General features: G+C 68.4%; 17 protein-coding genes. 5 read left to right on the plus strand and 12 right to left on the minus strand.

Annotated features, from left to right (window positions below; all coding sequences use genetic code 11):
- Nucleotides 1-34: 34 nt before the first annotated feature.
- From NX773_RS16260 to wrbA, 6 genes are read right to left on the minus strand one after another with little or no spacing between them, the layout of a single operon-like run.
- Nucleotides 35-1858 (minus strand): ABC transporter transmembrane domain-containing protein, encoded by a 1824-nt coding sequence (locus tag NX773_RS16260; RefSeq protein ID WP_258857364.1) that lies wholly within the window; start codon nucleotides 1856-1858, stop codon nucleotides 35-37.
- Nucleotides 1859-1886: 28 nt separating this feature from the next.
- The gene (locus tag NX773_RS16265; RefSeq protein ID WP_258857365.1) at nucleotides 1887-2957 is read right to left on the minus strand and encodes a lipocalin-like domain-containing protein; all 1071 of its coding nucleotides are present in this window, start codon (nucleotides 2955-2957) and stop codon (nucleotides 1887-1889) included.
- The gene (locus NX773_RS16270; protein WP_258857366.1) at nucleotides 2954-5500 is read right to left on the minus strand and encodes an ABC transporter permease; all 2547 of its coding nucleotides are present in this window, start codon (nucleotides 5498-5500) and stop codon (nucleotides 2954-2956) included. The genes NX773_RS16265 and NX773_RS16270 overlap by 4 nt, the downstream gene beginning before the upstream one ends.
- Before the next feature lie 42 nt (nucleotides 5501-5542).
- Nucleotides 5543-6952 carry an FAD-binding oxidoreductase gene (locus tag NX773_RS16275; RefSeq protein WP_258857367.1) on the minus strand — a complete coding sequence of 470 codons (1410 nt, stop codon included), beginning with the start codon at nucleotides 6950-6952 and terminating at the stop codon, nucleotides 5543-5545.
- Nucleotides 6945-7343 (minus strand): DUF2069 domain-containing protein, encoded by a 399-nt coding sequence (locus tag NX773_RS16280; RefSeq protein WP_258857368.1) that lies wholly within the window; start codon nucleotides 7341-7343, stop codon nucleotides 6945-6947. Before NX773_RS16280 ends, NX773_RS16275 begins: the two co-directional genes overlap by 8 nt.
- Nucleotides 7343-7954, minus strand: a complete 612-nt coding sequence (gene wrbA / locus NX773_RS16285) for an NAD(P)H:quinone oxidoreductase (protein ID WP_258857369.1) — start codon at nucleotides 7952-7954, stop codon at nucleotides 7343-7345. Before wrbA ends, NX773_RS16280 begins: the two co-directional genes overlap by 1 nt.
- A 65-nt stretch (nucleotides 7955-8019) precedes the next feature.
- On the opposite strand from wrbA, the gene NX773_RS16290 reads away from it, so the two are divergent.
- Nucleotides 8020-9399 (plus strand): YihY family inner membrane protein, encoded by a 1380-nt coding sequence (locus NX773_RS16290; RefSeq protein WP_258857370.1) that lies wholly within the window; start codon nucleotides 8020-8022, stop codon nucleotides 9397-9399.
- 124 nt (nucleotides 9400-9523) lie between these two features.
- Here the strand turns inward: NX773_RS16290 and NX773_RS16295 are convergent, their stop codons facing one another.
- Genes NX773_RS16295 through NX773_RS16305 form a run of 3 tightly spaced genes read right to left on the minus strand, consistent with a single transcriptional unit; the run spans nucleotide 9524 to nucleotide 11960 of the window.
- A complete protein-coding gene (locus NX773_RS16295; RefSeq protein ID WP_258857371.1) occupies nucleotides 9524-9829 on the minus strand; it encodes an Mpo1-like protein in 306 nt (101 codons plus the stop codon).
- 12 nt (nucleotides 9830-9841) lie between these two features.
- The gene (locus NX773_RS16300; protein ID WP_258857372.1) at nucleotides 9842-10648 is read right to left on the minus strand and encodes an alpha/beta fold hydrolase; all 807 of its coding nucleotides are present in this window, start codon (nucleotides 10646-10648) and stop codon (nucleotides 9842-9844) included.
- A gap of 1 nt (nucleotide 10649) precedes the next feature.
- Nucleotides 10650-11960, minus strand: coding sequence for an O-acetylhomoserine aminocarboxypropyltransferase (locus NX773_RS16305; protein WP_258857373.1), 1311 nt, complete (start codon nucleotides 11958-11960; stop codon nucleotides 10650-10652).
- A gap of 183 nt (nucleotides 11961-12143) precedes the next feature.
- On the opposite strand from NX773_RS16305, the gene NX773_RS16310 reads away from it, so the two are divergent.
- Nucleotides 12144-12596, plus strand: coding sequence for a CBS domain-containing protein (locus NX773_RS16310; RefSeq protein WP_258857374.1), 453 nt, complete (start codon nucleotides 12144-12146; stop codon nucleotides 12594-12596).
- A gap of 148 nt (nucleotides 12597-12744) precedes the next feature.
- Here the strand turns inward: NX773_RS16310 and NX773_RS16315 are convergent, their stop codons facing one another.
- The gene (locus NX773_RS16315; RefSeq protein ID WP_258857375.1) at nucleotides 12745-14976 is read right to left on the minus strand and encodes a putative bifunctional diguanylate cyclase/phosphodiesterase; all 2232 of its coding nucleotides are present in this window, start codon (nucleotides 14974-14976) and stop codon (nucleotides 12745-12747) included.
- 202 nt (nucleotides 14977-15178) lie between these two features.
- Between NX773_RS16315 and aroC the strand changes: the two genes are divergently transcribed.
- Complete coding sequence (gene aroC, locus NX773_RS16320) at nucleotides 15179-16270, plus strand: chorismate synthase (RefSeq protein WP_258857376.1); 1092 nt, start codon at nucleotides 15179-15181, stop codon at nucleotides 16268-16270.
- Between the two features lie 7 nt (nucleotides 16271-16277).
- Here aroC and NX773_RS16325 read toward each other — a convergent pair whose 3' ends face one another.
- Together NX773_RS16325 and NX773_RS16330 are read right to left on the minus strand one after the other, a co-directional pair.
- Nucleotides 16278-17762, minus strand: a complete 1485-nt coding sequence (locus tag NX773_RS16325) for an HDOD domain-containing protein (protein WP_258857377.1) — start codon at nucleotides 17760-17762, stop codon at nucleotides 16278-16280.
- A gap of 5 nt (nucleotides 17763-17767) precedes the next feature.
- Nucleotides 17768-19492 (minus strand): putative bifunctional diguanylate cyclase/phosphodiesterase, encoded by a 1725-nt coding sequence (locus NX773_RS16330; protein ID WP_258857378.1) that lies wholly within the window; start codon nucleotides 19490-19492, stop codon nucleotides 17768-17770.
- Between the two features lie 272 nt (nucleotides 19493-19764).
- Between NX773_RS16330 and NX773_RS16335 the strand changes: the two genes are divergently transcribed.
- On the plus strand, nucleotides 19765-21447 hold the full coding sequence (locus NX773_RS16335) for an isovaleryl-CoA dehydrogenase (RefSeq protein ID WP_258857379.1): 1683 nt from the start codon (nucleotides 19765-19767) through the stop codon (nucleotides 21445-21447).
- Nucleotides 21448-21539: 92 nt separating this feature from the next.
- Nucleotides 21540-22190, plus strand: coding sequence for a uracil phosphoribosyltransferase (gene upp / locus NX773_RS16340; RefSeq protein WP_258821570.1), 651 nt, complete (start codon nucleotides 21540-21542; stop codon nucleotides 22188-22190).
- Nucleotides 22191-22423: the final 233 nt, after the last annotated feature.

Genomic DNA, 22423 nt, shown 5'->3' on the forward strand with positions numbered 1-22423 from the left:
ACTGTACACCGAAGCGGCGGACGGCGAAAGGCGGCTAGGCTTGGGTCTCGCTGGGCGCGGCCTGCAGGTGGTGGAACTGTAGTGCGGCCAGGTTGGCGTACACGCCGCCCAGCGCAACCAGCGAGGCGTGGGTGCCGGTTTCGACGATGCGGCCGTCCTCCATGACGATGATGCGGTCGGCCCGCTGCACGGTGGCCAGGCGGTGCGCGATGATGAGGGTGGTGCGTCCGACCATCGCCGCTTCCAGCGCGGCCTGCACCAGCCGCTCGGACTCGGCGTCCAGCGCGCTGGTCGCTTCGTCCAGCAACAGCAGCGGCGGGTTCTTGAGCAGGGCGCGCGCAATCGCGATGCGCTGCCGCTGGCCGCCGGACAGGCGCACGCCGCGCTCGCCCAGGAACGAGCGGTAGCCCTGCGGCAGGCGTTCGATGAACTCGTGCGCAGCCGCCATCTTCGCCGCGGCGATCACTTCGTCGTCGCTCGCCTCCGGGCGGCCATAGCGGATGTTCTCCATCGCATCGGCCGAGAAGATGACGGTATCTTGCGGCACGATGCCGATTGCGCCGCGCAGCGTGTGCAGGTCGAGGTCGCGGATGTCCACGCCGTCCAGCGCAATGGCGCCCGCCTGCGGATCGTAAAAGCGCAGCAGCAGCTGGAACAGCGTGCTCTTGCCGGCGCCCGAGGGGCCGACCACAGCCACCGTTTCGCCGGGGCGGATCGACAGGTTCAGGTGCGCCAGCGCGGCGGTGTCCGGGCGCGACGGGTACGAAAAGCTCACGTCCGCCAGCGCCACCGCTGCGCCGCCTGCGGTGCGCTGCGGCAGCGGCCTGGCATGCGCCGGGTTCTGGATCTCGGAGCGCGCGGCCAGCAGTTCGAGCAGGCGCTCGGTGGCGCCGGCGGCGCGCTGCGCTTCGCCCATCACCTCGGACAGCGCGCCGATCGAGCCGGCCACGATGGACGCGTACAGGATGAACTGGCCAAGGTCGCCGCCGGTCATGTCGCCCGAGAGCACGGCGTGCGCGCCCAGCCACAGTACGAACACGATGGTGCCGAACACCAGCACGATGGCCAGCATGGTCAGGAAAGCACGCGCACGGATGCGGCGCATCGCGGTGTGGAATGCGCCCTCGACCGAGCGGCCGAAGCGGTCGGCCTCGATGCGCTCGTGAGTGAAAGCTTGTACGGTGGGCACGGCGTTGAGCATCTCGCCGGCCAGTGCCGAGGCGTCGGCGATGCGGTCCTGCGAATCGCGCGAGAGCTTGCGCACCCGGCGGCCGAAGAACACGATCGGCACCACCACCAGCACCAACAGGCCCAGAATGATGGACGAGAGCTTCACGCTGGTCACGAACAGCATTGCAAGGCCGCCGAGGAACAGCAGGGCGTTGCGCAGGGCCACCGAGATGCTGCTGCCGACCACGCTCTGGATCAGGGTGGTGTCGGTCGTCAGGCGTGACAGCACCTCGCCGGTCTGCGTGGTCTCGAAGAACTCGGGGCTTTGCTGGACCACGTGGCGGTACACCGCTTCGCGCAGGTCGGCGGTGACGCGTTCTCCCAGCCAGGACACCGTGAAGTAGCGCGCAGCGGTCGCCAGCGCGAGCACGGTCGCGACCGCGAACAGCGCCAGGAAGGTGGCGTCCACGTGCTTGATGCTCCTGGCCCCGGCGGAGGCGCCGAAGCCCAGGTCGATCATTTGCTTGAATGCGTAGGGGATCGCCAGCGTGGCAGCGGCTGCGACCACCAGCGCGATGCCGGCCATGATGAACTGGCGCCGGTACGGGCGAAGGAACGGGAACAGGCCGCGGAAAGCGGCAAGGCTGCCTTTACGGGATGGCTCGGTGCTGGTGGAGCTGTCGGTCATGTGTTTACGCGTTGTTCTGTTGTTCGTTTCAAAGCTTGAGCGGCGCGACGTAGCCGGTCATTTCGAGATAGCCGTGGCCGGCGGGCACGCCGTCCTTCAGCACGTTGACCGCGCCTTCCCAGTACACGGCGCCAGTCGAGCGGCGGGAGTCGAGTTCCTGGTCCTGCTGCAGGGGGCGCAGCTGCCAGGTGGTGCCGCCCAGCGCCAGGTCGGTGGCGACCGGGTACACGGCGCCGGTGCGCGGGGATGTCCAGCGCGCTTGCGGGGTGAAGCGAACCTGGTCCGCCGCGTATTGTGCCACCGCGCCCGCGGCGTTGCGCACGGTTGCGTGCGCCCACAGTGTACCACCCCGTTTCGCGCGGATCTGGAACGCCATCAGGGCGCTGCCGTCGTCGAGGTTGGCGCCCAGCCAGTCCCACCCGGCAGCGTCTTCTTGCAACGCTTCGCTCGACCATTCGTGGTCCAGCCAGGCGGTGCCGGTCACCGCAACGGCGGCACCGGAGCGGCGTGATGCCGACCCGCTCACCTTGAGCTGCGGCTGGCTGTAGTAATAGCTGGCGTTGCGCGGCGCCCGGCCCTTTTGCGAGAAGCCGCGTTCGCCCTGCAGCAGCACCGGCTGGCCTGGCTCGAGACGCAAATCGAACGCCAGCTCGCGCGCATGCACCGACACGCGGTAGCTGCCATCGGCCGCGCGCACCATCGTCCAGTCGTCGAGCCTGACGTCGGTGGTGCCGGTGCGCGCCCACGCAAGGCCAAAGCCCTCGCGCGCGCTGCGCTCGTCGTGCAGCAGGTGGCCGAGCGCCGGATCGGACAGCGCCGCGTGGCCGATGATGAGCTGTTTGGCCGCGAACGCGCTCGGGTTGGCTTGGTCGTTGCCGGTGCGGCTGCGGAAAAACGTGACCTGGAAGCCGAGCGGCTTGCCGTCCGGCGTACGCAGCCAGCCGGTCACATACCACCACTCGGTGCGAAATTCAGGGTGCGCGCCAAAGTCGGCCGGGAAGACGAGGGTACGGCCCGGCGTGACGGGCGTGAACGTGGGCGGCGCGGCCTGGCAGCACGCGGCGGCCAGCAGCAGCCACAGAAGCAGCAACCTTGTCACCAGTCCTCCCTCACGGCCCGCACCGGGCCGCCGGACAGCGCGTAGCGGCCGGACGCCAACGCGGTCAGGATGGACGCCACCACCAGCACGGCGGCCACGGTGCCGATCAGCGGCCAGGGCAGGTGCAGCTGCATGGTCCAGTGGAAGGACTGCGGGTTGACGACGAACACGAGGATCAGGCTGATGAACAGGCCCAGCGCAAAGCCGCACAGTACGCCCAGCGAGGTGAGGAAGCCGCCCTCGAACGCGAGGATGCGCAGCACCTGGGCGCGGGTGACGCCGACGTGGCGCAGCATGCCGAATTCCCGCGCACGCGCGAGCGTCTGGGCCGAGAAGGTGGCGGCCACGCCGGACAGGCCGATGGCGATCGCGATCGCCTCCAGCAGGTAGGTGACGGCAAAGCTGCGGTCGAAGATTTTCAGGCTGATCGCGCGGATCTCGCCGGGCTGTGCCAGCGTGAGCGCGGGGCCGAAGGGCAGGGCGCGGATCGACTGCGCCAGCTGCTCGGCACTGGTGCCTGGCTGGGCCCACATGGCCGCGTCGGTCACTTCGCGGTCGCCGGTCAGCGCGCGATAGTCGGCCAGGCGTATGACGACCGAGCCGGACTGGTTGGCGTAGTCGCGCCACACGCCGGCCACGAAGAACTGGCGCGGCGCGCCGCCAAGCGGTATCGAGATGCGGCTGCCCGGGTGTACCTTGTACAGGTCTTGCATGGCCTCGGACACCCAGGCCGGACGGTCCCCCGTCGGCACGCCGGCCTCGGGGCCGATCAGCGCCAGCAGCTTGCCCGGCTCGCGCGGGTCGAGGTCGCGCGCGACCAGGGTCACGTCGGGCCGGTCGGCCTGCAGCGAGACCGGGCGCGTGCGCAGGAACTGAATCTGCTGGACGCCCGGCAGTTGCGCAAGCGCCTGCTGCTGGGCGGCGGACAGCCCGCTGGTGTTGCCGCCTTGCGCGCTGCGCAGGTACAGGTCGGCGGGCAGGATGTGCACCATCCAGTCGTCCACGGACACGCGGAAACTGGCGACCATGATGCCCATTGCGACCATGAGGCTGAAGCTGGCCAGCACGCCGCCCAGGGCGATCGAGGCCTGGCCCGGGGCATTGGCCAGCCGCGCCAGGGCAAGCGTCAGGATCGGCACGCGCGCTGGATTCTTTTGCACCTGGCGGTCCAGCAGATGGAACGCGGTGGCAGCCAGGCGCGGCATCAGGCCGATGCCGCCCACCAGCAGCAGCGCAATGGCAAAGTAGCCGAACAGCGGCAGCTCGAACACCGGCGGGGCGAACGTGAACGCGGCGGCGCAGGCCAGGCAGACGAGCGCGGGCCAGACGCGCGACAGGCGCGCCAGCGGCGCCTCGTCATTTCCTGCCTTGAGCGCCACCGCGGGCCGGGCGCGCGCCGCTTCCAGTGCCGGGGCAAGGCAGCCGAGCAGCGCCACGCCCAGGCCCAGCGCGAAGAACACGGCCGCCGCCACCGGAGAGAACGTCACCTGCGGCTGCACGCCCGGGAAGTAGCCGGCGCCCAGGTCGCCGCCAAAAAAGCGCAGCGCAGCCGCCGCCAGCGCATAGCCCGCGCCGATGCCGCACAGGGAACCGATCACGCCCAGGGTGGCGCCTTCGACCAGCACCTGGCGCAGCAGGCGCCGGCGTTCGAGCCCGAGCACGCGCAGCAGCGCGAACTGACTGCGCCGGCGCAGCACCGACAGGGCCTGCGTCGAGAACACCAGGAACGCGCCGGTGAACAGGGCCACGAGCGCAAGCACCGTCAGGTTGACCCGATACGCCCGGCTCATGTTGTTGGTGCGGCTCTGCTGTTGTTCGTCGTTAGGTTGGCCGACACGAAAGCGCCCCGGATACGCCTGCTCCAGCTCCGCCGCCAATGCGCGTTCAAACGCCGCCCGGTTCACGCCGGCGCGCAGCTTCAGGTCGATGCGCGACAGTTGTCCGACGCGGTTGAAGCGCCATTGCGCGGCGCCGATATCCATCACGCCCAGGCGCTGCCCGGCACGCGCCTGCACCGTGCCGGCGACGCGCAGGCGCACCGGCTGCGTGCCCGCGCGCGGGGCGACGGTGGCGCCGGGACGCGCGCCCAGCCATGCCTGCGCGGCGGGCGAAAGGAAGATCGCGTCGTCCGCGATCACGTCCGTTTGCTGCCCGCTGGCCGGGTTGCCGATCAGGCCAGGCTCGACGAAGCCGGCACGGAACGGGTCCACGCCAACCACCTTGAGCGTGCCCTTGGCCTCGGGGACCGGGGCCGCCACTTCCAGCACGGGCGAGGCCATGGCGACCCCCTGGTGCGTGGCCAGCCGCGGATAGACCGATTCGTCGAACAGCGCTTCGCGCCCGGACACCTGCAGGTCGGCCTGCCCGGCCAGGCTCTTGACCGCGGCCGAGAACTCGTTGAACGCGGCAGCGTTGATCAGGTGGATGGCAAAGCCCATGGCAACGCCGACCGCGATCGCGGCAATGGCCAGCAGTGCGCGCACCGGATGCGCGCGCCACTCGCCCAGCAGCAGCCAGCGCGACAGGAGGCTCAGGCCGGACATTGCGCCGGGACGCGTGGGAATCGGAACATGGTCATCCCCTGGTCAAAGAATTTTGCCAGGGTTCATAATGCCGAGCGGATCGAGTGCGGTTTTGATGGCACGCATCATGTTCAATTCGACGGCTGACTTGTAGCGCGTCAGGTCGCTCCGCTTGAGTGCGCCAATCCCGTGTTCGGCGGATATTGACCCGCCGAAAACATGCACGCTGTCATGGACGATCCGGCTGACCGCCGCCTGGTGAGCGAGGAAGTCGTCGTGCGACTGTCCCTCGGCCGGGGCCACGTTGTAGTGCAGGTTGCCGTCGCCCAGGTGGCCGAAGCACACCAGCTGGCAGCCGGGGAAGGCCTGCTGCAGCTGGGCCGCGGTCTGGTCGATGAAGTCGGCAATGCGCGAGATCGGCAGCGACACGTCGTGCTTGAGGTTCTTGCCGTCGGCCGCCTGCGCCAGCGGAATGTGCTCGCGAATATTCCACAGCGCGCGCGACTGCGCCAGCGAGGTGGCGACCACGGCGTCGTCGATGATCCCTTGTTCGAGCGCGTCGCCGATCGCCCCCTCGAGCAAGCCGATGGCGTGTTCCTCGGATTCGTTGCTGGACACTTCGAGCAGCGCGTACTGCGCGTGCTCCTGGGCGAACGGGCGCGGCAGGTGCGGGAAATGGCGAGCCACCAGCCGTAGGCACACGTCGGACATCAATTCGTACGCGGTCAGGCTGGCGCCACAGTAGTCCTGCGCCAGCGACAGCAATTCGAGGGCGCGTCGCGGCGAGCCCAGCGCCACCAGCGCGGTGATGGTCGCCTTCGGCTGCGGATACAGCTTGAGGACGGCGGCGGTGATGACCCCGAGCGTGCCTTCTGCGCCAATGAACAGGTCGCGCAGGTCGTAACCGGTATTGTCCTTGCGCAGGCCGCGCAGCCCGTCCCACACCTCGCCCTGGGCGGTGACCACTTCCAGGCCCAGGCACAGCTCGCGCGTGTTCCCGTAGCGCAGCACCGCCGTGCCGCCGGCATTGGTGGACAGGTTGCCGCCGATCGTGCAGCTGCCCTCGGCGGCCAGCGACAGCGGGAACAGCAGGCCCGCTTCCTCGGCCGCCTCCTGGATCTGCTGCAGGATGCAGCCGGCCTGCACCAGCATGGTCCGGTTGGCGGTGTCGATGTGGACGATGCGGTTCAGGCGGGTGAGCGAGAGCACCACTTCGAGCCCGCTGTCGTCCGGCACGCTGCCAAGCACCAGGCCCGTCTTGCCGCCTTGCGGCACCAACGGCACCCGGAATTCGCCGCAGGCCTGCACCAGTTGCGCCACCTCGGCGGCGCTGGCCGGGCGCAGGACGGCGCGCGCGCGGCCGGTGAAGCGGCCGCGCCAGTCGGTCAGGTAGGACGCCATGTCGGCATGCGAGGTCAGGACATGGGACGCGCCGATCAGTTGGCGGCAGCGCTCGAGGAAGGCATCAGTCATGCGGTACTTTCACTTTATCCAGCAACTCCTTGGCCAGTTTCTTGGCCGCTTTTTTGTACGGCCGCAGGTACAGCAGGGCGCACGCGAAATACGCGACCGACAGGACAATCTCGCCCCAGGCCATGAAGCGGGACATCTCGGCCACGTCGGCCCAGGCGCGCACGGCGCCTTCGGCAAAATACAGCAGGATCACCATCGACGACCACTGCAGCGTGTACAGCTCGCGCTTGAGCACGCCGCGCAGCGGGATCAGCAGTGGCAATACCTTCAGGGCGAGCAGCGAACCGCCCGCGTGGATAGGCGCGACGACCATTTCCCAGGCCACGAGCCAGAATATCAGTGCGACCAGGCTGGCAATCGCACCGGCGTGAAAGAACTTCTGGTTTTCCATCACTGTGTTCCGCGCAATTTCACCGCAGCCATCGCCAGACGGCGACCAAGCGCGATGGCCAATGTCTTCTCATCTTCCGTGACCGGCTTGTCACCGTCAATACCGGCCCAATGGGTTGCGCCGTAGGGGCTGCCGCCGCTGCCGGTGTTCATCAACTCGGGATGGGTGTAGGGCAGGCCCATCACCAGCATGCCGTGGTGGAGCAGCGGGATCATCATCGACAACAGTGTTGCTTCCTGGCCGCCGTGCAGGCTGCCAGTGGACGTGAACACGGCGGCCGGCTTGCCGGCCAGCGTGCCCGAGACCCATTCGGTGGCGGTGCCGTCAAGGAAGTACTTGAGCGCGGCGGCCATGTTGCCGAAGCGCGTGGGCGAACCAAGCGCAAGCGCCGCGCAATCGGCCAGGTCCTGCAATTCCACGTAGGGGCTGCCGCTGCGCGGGATGTCGGGCTCGGTTGCTTCGGTCACCGTGGACACGGCCGGCACGGTGCGCAGGCGCGCCTGGGTTCCCGGCACGCTCTCGATCCCTTGGGCGATGTACTCGGCCAGCTTGCGGGTGGCGCCATGGCGCGAGTAATAAAGAACGAGAATTGTCAGATTGGATGGGTTCATCGTTGGTATTATAGGGCGCTTTACAGAGTGACATGCCCGATACGCGGCACAATTTTAGCGACTACATGCTTTCCAAGACCGTCTCATCGATTTCGCGCTCCACCACGGAAATGATCAACGTCAGCGTGGACATGGTGCGCGGGCTGACCTGGCGCGAAACCCGCGACCTGGTGCGCTTTGCGCGCCGCCGCCTGAACGAAGAAAAGCTGCCGCAGGTGGCAGGCAGCCTCACGTTCACGACCACGCTCGCGCTGGTACCGCTGCTGACGATCGTGCTGGCGATCTTTACCACCTTCCCCATCTTCGGCCAGCTGCGCGCGGCGCTGGACACCTACTTCGTGCAGACGGTGATGCCCAAGGCGATCGCCAACACCGTCACCTCCAACCTGACCCAGTTCGCGAGCAAGGCGACCCGGCTGTCGGCGGTGGGCGCGGTGGCGCTGCTGGTCACGACCACGGCCATGATCGCCACCATCGAGCGCGCCTTCAACCAGATCTGGCGCGTGCGCCGGCCGCGGCCGCTGGTGCAGCGCATCGTCATCTACTGGGCCTTGCTCACGCTGGGGCCGCTGCTGTTCGGGCTGTCGCTGACGGTGACTTCGCAGCTGTTCACGGCCACCAGCGCGCTGGTCAAGGCAGTGCCGTTCATCGGCGCGCTGTTCTATTCGAGCGTGTCGGTGGCCATCACCACCGGCGGCTACACGCTGCTTTACATGACGGTGCCGAACCGCCCGGTGGACTGGCGCGACGCCGCCTGGGGCGGTCTGGCGGCGGCGCTTGCGTTCGAGGTCGCCAAGCGCGTGTTCGCGCTCTTCATCGGCCAGTTTCCGACCTATGCGCTGATCTACGGCGCGCTGGCCGCGCTGCCGCTGTTCCTGCTGTGGATGTACCTGTCGTGGATGATCACGCTGGTGGGGGCGCTGCTGGTGGCGGCGCTGCCGGTGGTGAAGTACGAACGCTGGTGGTACGAGCCGGTGCCGGGCGGGCAGTTCGTGGACGCAATGGCGATCCTCAAGGTGCTGTACCGCGGCGCGCAGATCACCGGCACCACGCTGGTGTCGAGCCCGGCGATCCGGGCGCACACGCGCATCGGCTACGACGAGATGCGCACGCTGCTCGACCAGATGGTCACGGCCGGCTGGGTCGGCCGGGTGCAGACCGACATCTCGGCCCGGGCGCGCTGGGGCAAGGGCGTGCGCGAGAACACCGACAACTGGGTGCTGCTGCTCGACCCGAGCACGCTCAGGCTGTCCGACGTGTACCGGCTGTTCATTTTTGGGGCAGCCGGGGTGGAGGCGCTGGCGACCACGGGGCCGGAGTTGCAGGCTTCCTCGCCCGTGACGCTGGATACCGCGGCGCTGGCGCGGCAGGTGGAAGAGGCGGTCGAGCGCGGGCTGGACCAGACGCTGGCCGAGCATTTTGGCGACCGGCGCAAGGCGGAATAGTTGGCCCATGAACCGTCGTTCCCGCGGAGGCGGGAACCCATAGACCGCGTGGATGGATACTCAGCATGGGTCCCCGCCAAGGCGGACGGCGAGTCCGGGGACGACGGCATTCAGGTTGGCGGTACTACCAGCTGAGCTTACCGGTCAGCATCTGCCAGTACATCACCCAATCGGCCCGGAACGAATACAGCGGCTGGTCAAAGGTGGCCGGCCGGTTCTTTTCAAACATGAAGTGCCCGATCCAGGCGCCGCCGTAACCGGTCACGAGCGCCACCAGCAGCCACCAGGGGTTCTGGCTATCGATGAACTGCACGATCGCGGCGATGGCCGACGAGGTGCCAAGGAAATGGGCGCGCCGGCAGCGGCGGTCCGCATGCTGGGTCAGGTAGTACGGGTAGAAATCCGCAAAGCTGGAGTAGCGCGCCGTCATGCTGCCTCCTCGTTAGAGCTTGCTGGCGAAACCGTACAGCGCGTCGAGCACCGCGTCCGGTTGCTCGCTCATCATCTGGTGGCCCGCGTCCACGCTGGCGATTCTGCCATGGCCGATTGCGCCCGTCAGCAGTTTGGCCGAACGTGGCGGCGTCATCACGTCCTTGGTGCCGAGCACGAACAGCGTGGGGCAGCGCACCGCGTCGGCTGCCGCCTGGCCGTTGGCGTAGGCGTTACAGGCCGCAAAGTCGGTGTAGAACAGCTGCTCGGGGTTTATTTGCGACATCCGCTGCATCAGCCGGCGCGCGCCGCCCATCACCCAGAACCCCGGTCCCGGGCACGATGGCTTGTGCGCGATGGTGGAGTGCGACCAGATATTGACCATGTCGATCGCGCGCGCTTCGTCGCTCCGCGCCGTGTCCAGCAGCGCGTCGGACACCTTCATCGGCCAGGTCGTGCCCAGCAGCGCCAGGCCGCGCACGCGTTGCGGTGCGCGGTGGCTCGCTTCCAGCGCTATCAGGGAGCCCATGCTGTGCCCCGCGAGCACGGCTTGTTCGACGCCGGCGGCAGTCAGCAGCGCCAGCACCCAGTCGGCCATCGCCTCGACGCTGGTGAGGGCGGGGCCGCTGCTGCGGCCGTGGCCGGGCAGATCCAGCGCCAGCACGGCAAAGCCGTGGTGGGCGAAATAGCGGCTTTGCAGCGCCCACACCGAATGGTCGTTCTGTGCGCCGTGAATGAACACGATGGCCGGCAGCGACGCATCGAACGTGCGTCCGCCGGTGTAGCAGTAAGCCTGTTTGCCTTGCACCTCGAGGATCACGTCATGCTCCTTTCTGCGACAGCTTGAGCGCGCGCGCCAGGTCTTCGATTAGGTCGGCCGGGTCTTCCAGGCCCACGGACAGGCGCATCGTGCCTTCCTGGACGCCGCTGGCGGCCAGCTGGTCGGCCGGCACGCGCAGGTGCGTGGTCGAAGCAGGGTGGATCACGAGCGACCTGGCGTCGCCCACGTTGGCCAGGTGCGAGAACACTTTCAGGCCATCGACGAAACGGCGCCCCGCGGCGCGGTCGCCCTTGAGATTGAACGTGAACACGGCCCCCGCACCTTTGGGCAGCAGGGTCTTGGCGAGCTGGTAGTCTGGATGGGAGTCGAGCTCCGGGTACGACACCGATTCGACCGCCGGGTGGCTGGCCAGGAACCCGACCAGCTTGCGGGTGTTGGCGACGTGGCGTTCCATCCGCAGGCCCAGCGTTTCGATCCCCTGCAGGATCGCGAACGCGTTGTGCGGGCTCATGACCGCGCCGAAGTCGCGCAGGCCCTCGCGGCGCGCACGCAGCGCGAACGCGGCCACCGTGGATTCTTCGGTAAACGCCATGCCGTGAAAGCCCTCGTACGGCTCGCATAGTTCGGCAAAGCGCCCGGTGCGTTCGTACGCACGTTGCCAGTCGAAGGTGCCGCCGTCCACCAGCAGTCCACCCATCGCGGTGCCATGCCCGCACAGGAACTTGGTCGCGGAATGGAACACGAGGTCGGCGCCGTGTTCGAACGGCTGCAGCAGGTAGGGCGTGGTGAAGGTGGAATCGACCATCAGCGGCAGGTCGTGCGCGTGCGCAAGCTCGGCCAGGCGCGGCACGTCCAGCACGTCCAGGCCCGGGTTGCCGAGGGTCTCGCCGAACAGCACGCGGGTTTCGGGCCGGATGGCGTCGCGCCAGGCGTCGATGTCGCGCGGATCGACGAACGTGGTCTCGATGCCGAAGCGCTTGAGCGTGTAGGCCAGAAGATTGTGCGAGCCGCCGTACAGCGCGCGCGAGGCGACCACGTGCGAGCCGGCGCCGGCGATGGTGGCAAGGCCCAGGTGCATGGCCGCCTGGCCGCTGGCGGTGGCAATGCCGGCCACGCCGCCTTCCAGCGCCGCGATGCGCTCTTCCAGCACCGCGTTGGTCGGGTTGGAGATGCGCGAATAGACGTGCCCGGAGCGCTCCATGTTGAACAGCGCCGCGGCGTGGTCGGAATCGGGCAGGGCAAACGAGGAGGTGAAATAGATCGGCGTGGCGCGCGCGCCGGTGGCCGGATCGGGCGCACTGCCGGCGTGCAGCGCCAGGGTGTCGAAGCCGGGATATTGGGGACCGCTCATGGCTGGCTCATCAATCAAGGACGGAAATGGGCCGCATCGTAGCATTTATTCATCATCCTGCGAGCGACGACTTGCACTGATTTGGCGCAACGCTGGATTTTTTACGGGGCATAGGCTAAATTGGTGTTGTATGAGATACAAAGAATTCAACGAAAGCAACCTCTTGCGGGCAGGGTGGACATCATGAAAGTGTCAGAGATTCTTCAGGTGAAGGGCAACATCCTGTACACCGTTACGCCCGAAACGCTGCTCGCGGACGCGGTCAGCACGATGTCGGAAAAGGACATCGGCTCGCTGGTGGTCATGGAATACGGCGACCTGGTCGGCATGCTGACCTTCCGCGAGGTGATCAAGGTGCTGGCCGCCAACGGCGGCTCGGTCGGCAACGGCACAGTGCGCCGCTACATGGACGACAGCCCGATCACCGTCACCCCGGATACCGAGGTCAACGAGGTGCGCCGCATGATGCTCGAAAAGCACGCGCGCTACCTGCCCGTGATGGACGCGCGCACGCTGCTTGGCGTGATCTCGTTCTACGACGTGGCACGCGCGGTGCTGGAAGCGCAAAGCTTCGAGAACCGCATGCTCAAGGCTTACATTCGCGACTGGCCGGCGGAGCAGGCGGCGGACGACTGACGCTTCCGGTGCAATACGCACTGGTTGAACGCGTGGGCAGGGAGACCTGCCCATCCTACAACGGCGGCCGCTTCACGTAGGGTGGGCAGGTTTCCTGCCCACGCGTCCAGCCGGCGCAAAGCCACCACATTCTTATGCATTGTCCGGCTCAGGGCACCGCCAGCCAGGATACCAGTTCATCCGGCGCCAGCGGGCGCGAGAACAGGAAGCCCTGCGCCTTGCGGCAACCGAGCGCGCGTAGTATCTGCGCCTGGCGTTCGTCCTCCACGCCCTCGGCGATGATCGACAGGCCCAGGTTGCGGCCCAGCTGGATCACCATTTCGGCGATGCTGCTGCCGCGCGCCGAGCCGGTGATCTCGCTGACGAACGCGCGGTCGATCTTGAGCCGGTCCACTTGCAGCCGCTGCAGGTGAGACAGCGACGAAAAGCCCGTGCCGAAGTCGTCGATCGCGATCGACACGCCAGTGCGCTTGACCTGCGCCAGCATCTCGGCCAGCAGGTCGGGCTCTTCCATCGCCATCGACTCGGTGATTTCCAGCTCCACGTATTCGGCCGGCGCGCCGGTGTCCTGCAGCGCGCGGCGCAGCATGTCGAGGAAGTGCGGGTGGCGGAACTGCACCTGCGATACGTTCACCGACATCGTGAAGTCGACGTGCCCCGCCTCGCGCAGGCGCACCAGCTCGGCGCAGGCCTCGCGCAGCACCCATTCGCCGATCTCGGTGATCAGGCCGGAGTACTCGGCGATCGGGATGAAGCGATCGGGCGGCACGTTGCGGCCGTCTTCCAGCCGCCAGCGCAGCAGCGCCTCGGCGCCGAATGCGCGCCCGGTCGCCAGGTCCACCTGCGGCTGGTACGCAAGGTACAACTGGCCGCGCGCAAAGCCGCTGCGCAGCGCGTGCATCATCCGCACACGCTCGCGGATCTCCACGCCCAGGCCGCGCGTGAAATAGAAGTGGTTGGTGCCGTGCTGGCTCTTGGCGCGCTTGAGTGCGATGTCGGCGTCCTTGAGCGCGTCGGCGCCGTTGCCGTCATGCTCCGCAAGCCGCACCAGTCCCAGCGTGGCGGCCACCTGCACGTCCTGCCCGTCGATCGAGAACGGGGCCTCGAACAGGGCCGCGATGCGCGACGGGACCACGGCGCTCGCGCTGCCCAGCACGCAGAACACGTCGCTGCCGATGCGCGCCACGGTCTCGCCGCTGGACAGGGCCGACTTGAGGCGCTCGGCTACCGCGGTCAGCAGGGCGTCGCCGAACTGGTGGCCCAGCGCGTCATTGGTCTCGGCAAAGTGGTCGATGTCCACCAGCGCGACGATGGCCTCGGAGCGGAACGGTCCGTCCAGCGTGGCGTCGAGCAGCTCGACCAGCCGGGTGCGGTTGGGCAGGCCGGTGAGCGTGTCGTAGAAGGCCGACATGTGCAGATGGCTGACCAGCTCGACGTTGTCCAGCCCCACCGCGATCACGCTGCAAAAGACTTCCAGCAGCTTGCGCTGGATCTCGCACATGGGCGCCGCCAGGCGCAGGCCGACCGAAAAATCGCGCCCCGATTTGCCGGGGAAATACAGCGCCAGGCGGCCTTCGGAAAACAGGTTGGTACGCTCGTCGAGCGCGCGCACGATCGCGTCGCCCAGGCCGGGGTCGCGCCGCATGGCCGGCTCAAGTTCCAGGACGTGGGCCCACGCGCCCGAACCGGCGATCACCTGCGGCAGCCCGGCGCCGGACTTGTCGCGTGCGCACAGCAGGCCATCGGCATCCTGCCCGAGCAGGGCGGCAAGCTGGGCCAGCACGCCGCGCCCGAAGTCGCGCAGGCCATGCAGCGCGGTCAGGTCGGCGCTGGCGCGCACGATGCGCTCCATGCCGGCGCGGCTGGCCTGCAGCGCGCGGATCTGCTCGTATGAGCGCACCGCCGCCGCCACCGCGGTGAACAGCTTGGTGCGGGTGAGCTCGGCCTTGGAGCGGTAGTCGTTGATGTCGTAGCCGCGAATCGCCTCCATCTCCGGCGCATAGCCCGGCTGGCCGGTGCGCAGGATGATGCGCACGTCGGCGCGGCCAAGCGTTTCGCGTACGTGGCGCACCAGGTGCAGGCCGGCATCGGCCTGCTCCATCACCACGTCCAGCAGGATCACGGCGATGTCCGCTTCGCGCTCGAGCAGGGCGCGCGCTTCGGCGGCGGAATGGGCGTGCAGGAATTCGAGCCGGCGCCCCTGCATCTCCAGGTTGGCAAGCGCAAAGGCGGTGGTGGTGTGGACGTCGGCGTCGTCGTCCACGACCAAAATGCGCCAAGCCGGACCACCGCCGGCGTCGCTGGCCTCGGGCGTCTCGGCCAGGAACTCGAGGTCGTCGCTGTCATCGATCGCGCTGGCGCGCGTTGTCGGTGCTGGCATCCTCGTGGTCTCCCTGGTTGGCTCGGCGTGGTGTTCCGGTTCAGTATAGCCAAATTGTATGCAAGCAAGTGAAGATCGTGGTCGAATTGTCAAAATATGTCCACAGAGCAACATATTTCTTGACGTAGGGGCAAAAAAAGCGCTAACCGGCCGACGGCCGCGGGCTGGTAGAATGTACGTTCCCTTTACGCATTTCTACATCATGTCCGGCAATACTCTTGGCAAGCTGTTTTCCGTTACTACCTTTGGCGAATCGCACGGGCCTGCGATCGGCTGCGTGATCGATGGCTGCCCGCCGGGGATGGCGCTGTCCGAAGCCGACATCCAGCCGGAGCTCGACCGGCGCAAGCCCGGCACCTCGCGCCACGTGACGCAGCGCCAGGAGGCGGACCGGGTCGAGATCCTGTCCGGCGTGTACGAAGGCGTCACCACCGGCACGCCGATCGCGCTCCTGATCCGCAACGAAGACCAGCGCAGCAAGGACTACGGCAACATCGCCGACACCTTCCGTCCCGGGCACGCGGACTACACCTATTGGCACAAATATGGCGTGCGCGACCCGCGCGGCGGCGGCCGCTCGTCGGCGCGGCTGACCGCGCCCGTGGTGGGCGCCGGCGCGGTGGCCAAGAAATGGCTGCGCGAGCACTATGGCACCGAGGTCCTGGCCTACATGAGCCAGCTCGGGGACATCGAGGTGCCGTTCGAGGGTTGGGAGCACGTGCATGCCAATCCGTTCTTCGCGGCCACCGGCGACGCCGCCCTGGTCGCCCGGATGGAAGAGGCGATGGACCAGCTGCGCCGCGCCGGCGACTCGATTGGCGCGCGCATCAACGTGGTGGCCAGCCGCGTGCCGGTCGGGCTGGGTCAGCCGATCTACGACAAGCTGGACGCGGACATTGCCTACGCCATGATGGGCATTAATGCGGTCAAGGGCGTGGAGATCGGCGCCGGCTTTGCCTCGGTGCGCCAGAAGGGCTCGGAGCACGGCGACGAGCTGACGCCGCAGGGCTTCGTCGGCAACAACGCCGGCGGGGTGCTGGGCGGGATCTCGACCGGGCAGGACATCACGGTTTCGATCGCGATCAAGCCCACCTCGTCGATCCGCGTGCCGCGCCGCTCGATCGACAAAGAGGGCAACCCGGTGATGGTCGAGACCTTCGGCCGCCATGATCCCTGCGTGGGCATCCGCGCCACGCCGATCGCCGAGGCGATGCTCGCGCTGGTGCTGGCCGACCACGCGCTGATGCAGCGCGCCCAATGCGGCGACGTGCGGGTGACGACCCCGAAGATCTGATCCGGCTTCAGGCCCGGCTGGCGGCCACGTCGCGCTGCTCGCGCGGGTCGAGCGAACGTGCCAGCAGCGTGCGCAGGTCGTTGAGCAGCCCGAACTCGACCGGTCCGGGCGTGACTGCGTGCGCCGTGCCGCGCCAGTCGCCGTACAGGAAGCCGGCAGGGTCGCCGCGCACGCACAGCGGCAGGATCACGAACGCGCGCGCATCAGGCAGCGTGGCCTTCCACCACTGCGGCAGTTTGTTCGCAAAGCCGGGTGCGTGCGCATCCTCGATGAAGATCACGCGGTCGCTCTTGAGGGCGGCGTGGAACACCGTCGGCTCGTAGCCGTCGCCAAAGCGCAGCCCCGGGGCGAGCGCATTGATGTCCTCGCCCAGGCCCATGCGCGCCAGGTACAGCGCCTCGCGCCGGTTGCGCAGGAAGGCAAAACTGCGCGAAAAATCCAGGCCGCGGTGCATCGCCTCGAGCGCCAGTTCCACCATGCGCGTGCCGCCGCCCTGGGCCAGCGTCTCGCGCAGCTCGGCCGCGCCGGCCATCATGACGCGGTTGCCGGCGGCGCGCCGGCGCGCGCTGTACGCCTGGCGCTCGCGCTTTTCCAGCGGGCGGGCCAAAGGCGCCACGGTCAGGTCGGCCGCAGCTTCCACCCGGGCCTGTTCGACCGCCTCCAGGATGCGGCGCGGCTCGATCCCCAGCATCGGACCGTAGGCGCCTGCCAGCCGCCGCACCTCGTCGGCGCCGGCCTCGTCGTCGTTCCAGAGCGACTCCGCGCAGCGCGAGGACATGGTGCCGATCGCGGCCAGCCAGTCTTCGTGACCGGCGCTGATCTGGCGCGCGGCCGGCGCCAGGCGGCGCATGCCGGCGACCAGGTTGCGCGGCAGTCCCCAGTGTTCGGCTGCCGCGCGTCCGATGGCTTCCAGCGACAGGCCCAGCAGATCCTGGGCGGCCGCGTCCTCGTGGCCGGCGCTGCGTTCCTGCAGCGCGCTCCAGCGCTCGGGCAAATAGAAGGTGACCATCATGCGGCCCAGCGAGTGCAGGATGGCGCACACCACGGCCGCCTCGGGGTCGCGCAGCGCGTGGCTGCCGGCCACCTGCTGCGCCACCATCCCGGCCAGTACCGCTTTTTCCATCTCGGCGTGGGCCTGGGCCGAATCGGGCCGGGTGCGCGACAGCTCCTCGACCAGTTTGAGCCCCAGCGCCAGGTGGCCGATGGTCTCGGTGCCGAGCACCATCACGGCCCTGGAGACGGTGTCGATGCGTTGGCCGAAGGCGGCGTACATGCCGCTGTTGGCAAGGCGCAGCACACGCTGGGTCAGCACCGGGTCGGACAGGACTGTCTGCGTCATCGAAAAATCGCGCTCGGCTTCGCCGCGCAGCGAGGCCAGCACCGCGCCCACCGCGCGCGTGAACCCGGGCATGTCGCCCTGGCGCCGCACGCGTTCCCACAGCAGGGCCAGGGTCGAGGCGGCGAGCGGCGAGCGGTCGGCGGGCTGGGTCATGGCGGTTACAGGCGCGATTCCGAGGGCATCAGCGCCTCGTACATGTCATCGTTCAGCGCCGCGATGGCCACGTGCGGCGGCATCGGCTTGCCGGTCAGGTAGCCCTGTACGTAGTGGCAGCCGCGCTCGGCCAGGCATCCCAGCTGGTCCTCGGTCTCGACGCCCTCGGCCACCACGGACAGGTCGAGGTGGCGCGCCAGGTCGAGTACGGCGTTGCAGATGGCGGCATCCTTGGACGAGCCGGGCAGGTCCTTGATGAAGGCGCGGTCCACCTTGAGCACCGAGATCGGGAAGCGCTTCAGGTAGGCCAGCGACGAGTAGCCGGTGCCGAAGTCGTCGATGGCGATGCGCGCCTCGCGCCCGGCCATGCGTTCGAGGATGGTCTCGGCGTGGGCCGGATCGACCATCAGCGTGCCCTCGGTGATTTCGAGCACCAGCTGGCGGCCCGGCATGCCGGAGATGGCCAGCGCCTCGTCCAGCACGTCGAGGAACTTGTCGCTCCTGAACTGTCGCGGGCTGATGTTGACCGAGATGTACAGCTCGCGCCGGGCGGCCTGCTCGAACTGGCGCAGCTGCACGCAGGCGGCCTTGAGCGCCCACGCGCCCAGCAGGTTGATCAGGCCATTGGTTTCGGCGATCGGAATGAAGCGCGCCGGCGGCACCATACCGAGCGTCGGGTGCTTCCAGCGCATCAGCGTTTCGAAGCCTTCGATCTTGCGCGTGCGCGCGCTCACGATCGGCTGGTAGTACAGCAGGAACTCGCCTTCGCGCACCGCCGAGAACATCGCCGCCTCCAGCGAGATGTCGTGCGCGGGCGGGCCGTTGTCGCGCGCGCTGTACACCACGCAGCGCGACTTGCCGGTGGCCTTGGCGCGCGACATGGCGCAATCGGCCAGCGCCACCAGCCGCACCTCGTCCTCGGCATGGTCGGGGTAGAGCGACACGCCGACCGAGGCGCCGATGTAAATCGTGTGTTCGTCGATCTCGAACGGCGACTGCAGCGCGGCCAGCAGGCGGCCGGTGACGAGCCTGACCTGCGCCTCGCTGTGGGTGCCCGGCAGGACGGCCACGAATTCGTCGCCGCTGGCGCGCGCCAGCGTGTCGCTGTCGCGCAGGGCGCGGCGCAAGCGGCCGGCGGCCATGCGCAGCACCTCGTCGCCCACCGCGTGGCCGAGCGCGTCGTTCACTTTCTTGAAGCCGTCCAGCCCGACGGTGGCAACGGCAAAGTTCTGGCCCGAGCGGCGCGCGTTGGCGATGATCACGCGGATGCGGTCCGACAGCAGCAGGCGGTTGGGCAGTTCGGTCAGCGCGTCGTGGGTGGCCATGTGGCGCAGCCGCTCTTCGGTGGCGTGCTGCGCGGTCATGTCGCGGCCGATGACGAGCAGGGTGCTGTCGTCGGCCAGTCCCGGGCAGTTCGTGATGCGCAGCTCGAACCAGGTCTCGCGCTCGTGCGAGCGCAGGCGCACCTCGACCAGCACCGGCTGCGGCCCGGCGAGCGCGTCGGCGATGGCGTTGCGCAGGGCAGGGCGATCGGGTTCGGACACGAGGGCCGACAGCGCCGCCCCGCGCAGCCCGTGCGGCAGGCCGGCCAGCCGAATCGCGCCCGGGCTGGCAAAGCAGATCTCGCCGGTGGCGGCCAGCCGGAACGCAACGTCGCCGGCGGCTTGCAGCAAGCCGTCCAGCCCGGGTCGCAGACCCTGCGTCGGCACAACCGATGAACTCGAGCGCATCGTTGGGATCCCCCATGGCCGCGGCGACCATCGGCTGCACGCGGCATTCGGTAACGGCCAACCAGAACGAGTGTCCAATGTAGCACTCGAAGATTCCCTTAGGCATCAAAAAATCACAAGCCCCCGCGTGGTTTTCGCGCCGTTTTGATGTGGAGCAGCAACACCTTGCGCCCCCGCAGCGCTGGTCCGGGCAAGCCTTGCCTTGCTACCAACTTTCAGCTAGCCTGCTCCGACAAGCCCGCCGCGACGCGGCACGCCAACCAGGAGACGGCATGGACATGTTCGACACCCACGAGGTTTTCAACCAGGCCGCGCCGTTCGCGGACGTGAACCTGTTCACCTGCGACCCGGCGCTGCAGGAAGCGCTCGCGCGCGAAGGCGGCGGCTGGGCCGCCGGCGCGCTGGCGGCGCTGGGCGACAAGCTGGGACGCGCCGAAACGCTCGACCTGGCGCGCCTGGCCAATGCCAACCCGCCGCGCCTGGTGCAGTACGACCGCAGCGGCCGCCGCGTGGACGAGGTCGAGTTTCACCCCGCCTGGCACGCGCTGATGGCGCTGATGGTCGGCGCGGGCGCGCATGCGGCGCCGTGGGCCGAGCCCAGGGCCGGGGCCCAGGTGGCGCGCGCGGCCCAGTACCTGCTGTTCGGCCAGCTCGAAAACGGCGCCCAGTGCCCGGTGACCATGACCTACGCCTCGGTGCCCGCATTGCGGCGCGAGGCGCGGCTGGCCGCCACCTGGCTGCCCAGGATCCTGTCGCGCGACTACGATCCGCGCGCGCTGCCGGTGGCGCAAAAGCGCGGCGCGCTGATCGGCATGGGCATGACCGAAAAGCAGGGCGGCACCGACGTGCGCGCCAACACCACGCGCGCCGAACCGCTCGAGCCTGCCGCCGCGCGAGCGCGCTTTGGCGAGGATGGCGAAGGGGCCTGGCGCATCGTCGGCCACAAGTGGTTCTTCTCGGCCCCGCAGGCCGATGCCCACCTGGTGCTGGCGCAGACCGACGACGCCGGCAGCGCCGGGCTGTCCTGCTTCCTGCTGCCGCGCATTCTGCCCGATGGCACGCGCAACGCGATCCGCGTGCAGCGCCTCAAGGACAAGCTGGGCAATCGCTCGAACGCCTCGTCCGAGGTCGAGTTCCATGGCGCGATCGGCTGGCTGGTGGGCAAAGTCGGGCGCGGCATCCCGACCATCCTCGAAATGGGCAGCCACACGCGCCTGGACTGCGTGATCGGCACCGCCGGCATCATGCGCGCCGCGCTGTGCCATGCGCTGCACCACGCGCGCGGGCGCGCCGTGTTCGGCCGCATGCTGGCCGAGCAGCCGCTGATGCAGAACGTGCTGGCCGACCTGGCGCTCGAATCCGAGGCCGCCACCGCATTCGCGCTGCGGCTGGCGCGCTGCTTCGATCAGGCGGACGACCCGGCTCAGGCGCTGCTGGGCAGGCTGCTCACGCCGGCAGGCAAATACTGGATCTGCCGGCGTGGCCCGGGCTTTGGCGCCGAGGCGATGGAAGTCGTCGGCGGCAATGGCTATGTCGAGGACGGCCCGCTGGCGCGCCTGTACCGCGAGTTCCCGGTCAACTCGATCTGGGAAGGCTCGGGCAACGTGATGTGCCTGGACGTGCTGCGCGCGCTCGGCAAGGCGCCACTGGAAACCCATGCCGCGCTGGCGGCCGAGCTGGAACCGGCGGCCGGCCTGGACGCGCGCTTTGACGCATTCGCCGGCAGCCTGCTGGACGACCTGGCCGCCATGCGCGTGGACGAATTCGGCGCGCGCGTGCTGGCCGAGCGCATCGTGCTGGCGGTGCAGGCGGGGCTGCTGCTGCGCTTTGCTCCGGCCTGCGTGGCGCAGGCGTTCGCGGGCTCGCGCCTGCTGGCCGGGGCCGGCGGCGCCTACGGCCAGCTGCCCGAGGGGACCGATTGCGCGGCGATCCTGGCGCGCGCGCTGCCGGCTTGAGGCGCAAAATTCTTCGCCAAACTACAGGACAAACGGGCGCGCGGCTGGGATAATGCTGCAGATAAGCCACAACAACATCCCAGATGCCGATCATGAAACAAGACCCGCGCTTTCCCAACCTGTTCATCCTGAACCACCCGCTGATCCAGCACAAGCTGTCGCACATGCGCGAGCACGACACGTCCACGCGCACTTTCCGCGAGCTGCTGCGCGAGATTACGCTGCTGATGGGCTATGAGATTACGCGCGACCTGCCGCTGACCACCCGCAAGGTGCAAACGCCGCTCGAGACGATCGACGCGCCCGTCATCGCCGGCAAGAAGTTGGCCGTGGTGCCGATCCTGCGCGCCGGCGTGGGCATGAGCGACGGCCTGCTGGAACTGGTGCCGTCGGCCCGCGTGGGCCACATCGGCGTGTTCCGCGACCCGGAAACCCACGAGCCGGTGGAATACCTGGTGCGCCTGCCGGACACGACCGATCGTACCTTCATCCTGTGCGACCCGATGGTCGCCACCGGCAACTCGGCGGTGCACGCGGTGGACGTGCTGAAGAAGCGCGGCGTGGCCGACGAGCAGATCATCTTCCTGGCGCTGGTGGCCGCGCCGGAAGGCGTGGCGGTGTTCCAGAAGGCGCACCCGAACGTGAAGCTGTACGTGGCTTCGCTCGACTCGCACCTGAACGACCATGCCTACATCGTGCCGGGCCTGGGCGACGCGGGCGACCGTATCTTCGGCACCAAATAACCACAGCGTCGTTTTGCCGCCACTGCTGCCGGACGATGCGGGCGGCTTTTGCTGACCGCCCCGTCCGGCCCGCGCCGCGCCTTCCGTCCCGCCTGCAGCCCGTGTTCCCTCGTGCGCATCCAGTCGTGCGCCGTGTTTCTATCTTAATAGGCTAGAGTCTGTTTTGCCGTACCGCATAGAAACATGCGTATGATCGTTTGATCCATCGCAAATTTGACAAGTATCGATGGCCT

The sequence above is a fragment of the Massilia solisilvae genome, from assembly GCF_024753215.1.
In the GTDB taxonomy this organism is placed as follows: domain Bacteria; phylum Pseudomonadota; class Gammaproteobacteria; order Burkholderiales; family Burkholderiaceae_D; genus Telluria; species Telluria solisilvae.

Coding starts and splice junctions, on each gene's coding strand:
- NX773_RS16280 (WP_258857368.1), bottom strand. CDS start 7,343: ATGGAAAACCAGAAGTTCTTTCACGCCGGTGCGATTGCCAGCCTGGTC.
- NX773_RS16295 (WP_258857371.1), bottom strand. CDS start 9,829: ATGACGGCGCGCTACTCCAGCTTTGCGGATTTCTACCCGTACTACCTG.
- NX773_RS16260 (WP_258857364.1), bottom strand. CDS start 1,858: ATGACCGACAGCTCCACCAGCACCGAGCCATCCCGTAAAGGCAGCCTT.
- NX773_RS16305 (WP_258857373.1), bottom strand. CDS start 11,960: ATGAGCGGTCCCCAATATCCCGGCTTCGACACCCTGGCGCTGCACGCC.
- NX773_RS16275 (WP_258857367.1), bottom strand. CDS start 6,952: ATGACTGATGCCTTCCTCGAGCGCTGCCGCCAACTGATCGGCGCGTCC.
- NX773_RS16310 (WP_258857374.1), top strand. CDS start 12,144: ATGAAAGTGTCAGAGATTCTTCAGGTGAAGGGCAACATCCTGTACACC.
- NX773_RS16325 (WP_258857377.1), bottom strand. CDS start 17,762: ATGACCCAGCCCGCCGACCGCTCGCCGCTCGCCGCCTCGACCCTGGCC.
- NX773_RS16270 (WP_258857366.1), bottom strand. CDS start 5,500: ATGTCCGGCCTGAGCCTCCTGTCGCGCTGGCTGCTGCTGGGCGAGTGG.
- NX773_RS16315 (WP_258857375.1), bottom strand. CDS start 14,976: ATGCCAGCACCGACAACGCGCGCCAGCGCGATCGATGACAGCGACGAC.
- aroC (WP_258857376.1), top strand. CDS start 15,179: ATGTCCGGCAATACTCTTGGCAAGCTGTTTTCCGTTACTACCTTTGGC.
- upp (WP_258821570.1), top strand. CDS start 21,540: ATGAAACAAGACCCGCGCTTTCCCAACCTGTTCATCCTGAACCACCCG.
- NX773_RS16290 (WP_258857370.1), top strand. CDS start 8,020: ATGCTTTCCAAGACCGTCTCATCGATTTCGCGCTCCACCACGGAAATG.
- NX773_RS16335 (WP_258857379.1), top strand. CDS start 19,765: ATGGACATGTTCGACACCCACGAGGTTTTCAACCAGGCCGCGCCGTTC.
- wrbA (WP_258857369.1), bottom strand. CDS start 7,954: ATGAACCCATCCAATCTGACAATTCTCGTTCTTTATTACTCGCGCCAT.
- NX773_RS16330 (WP_258857378.1), bottom strand. CDS start 19,492: ATGCGCTCGAGTTCATCGGTTGTGCCGACGCAGGGTCTGCGACCCGGG.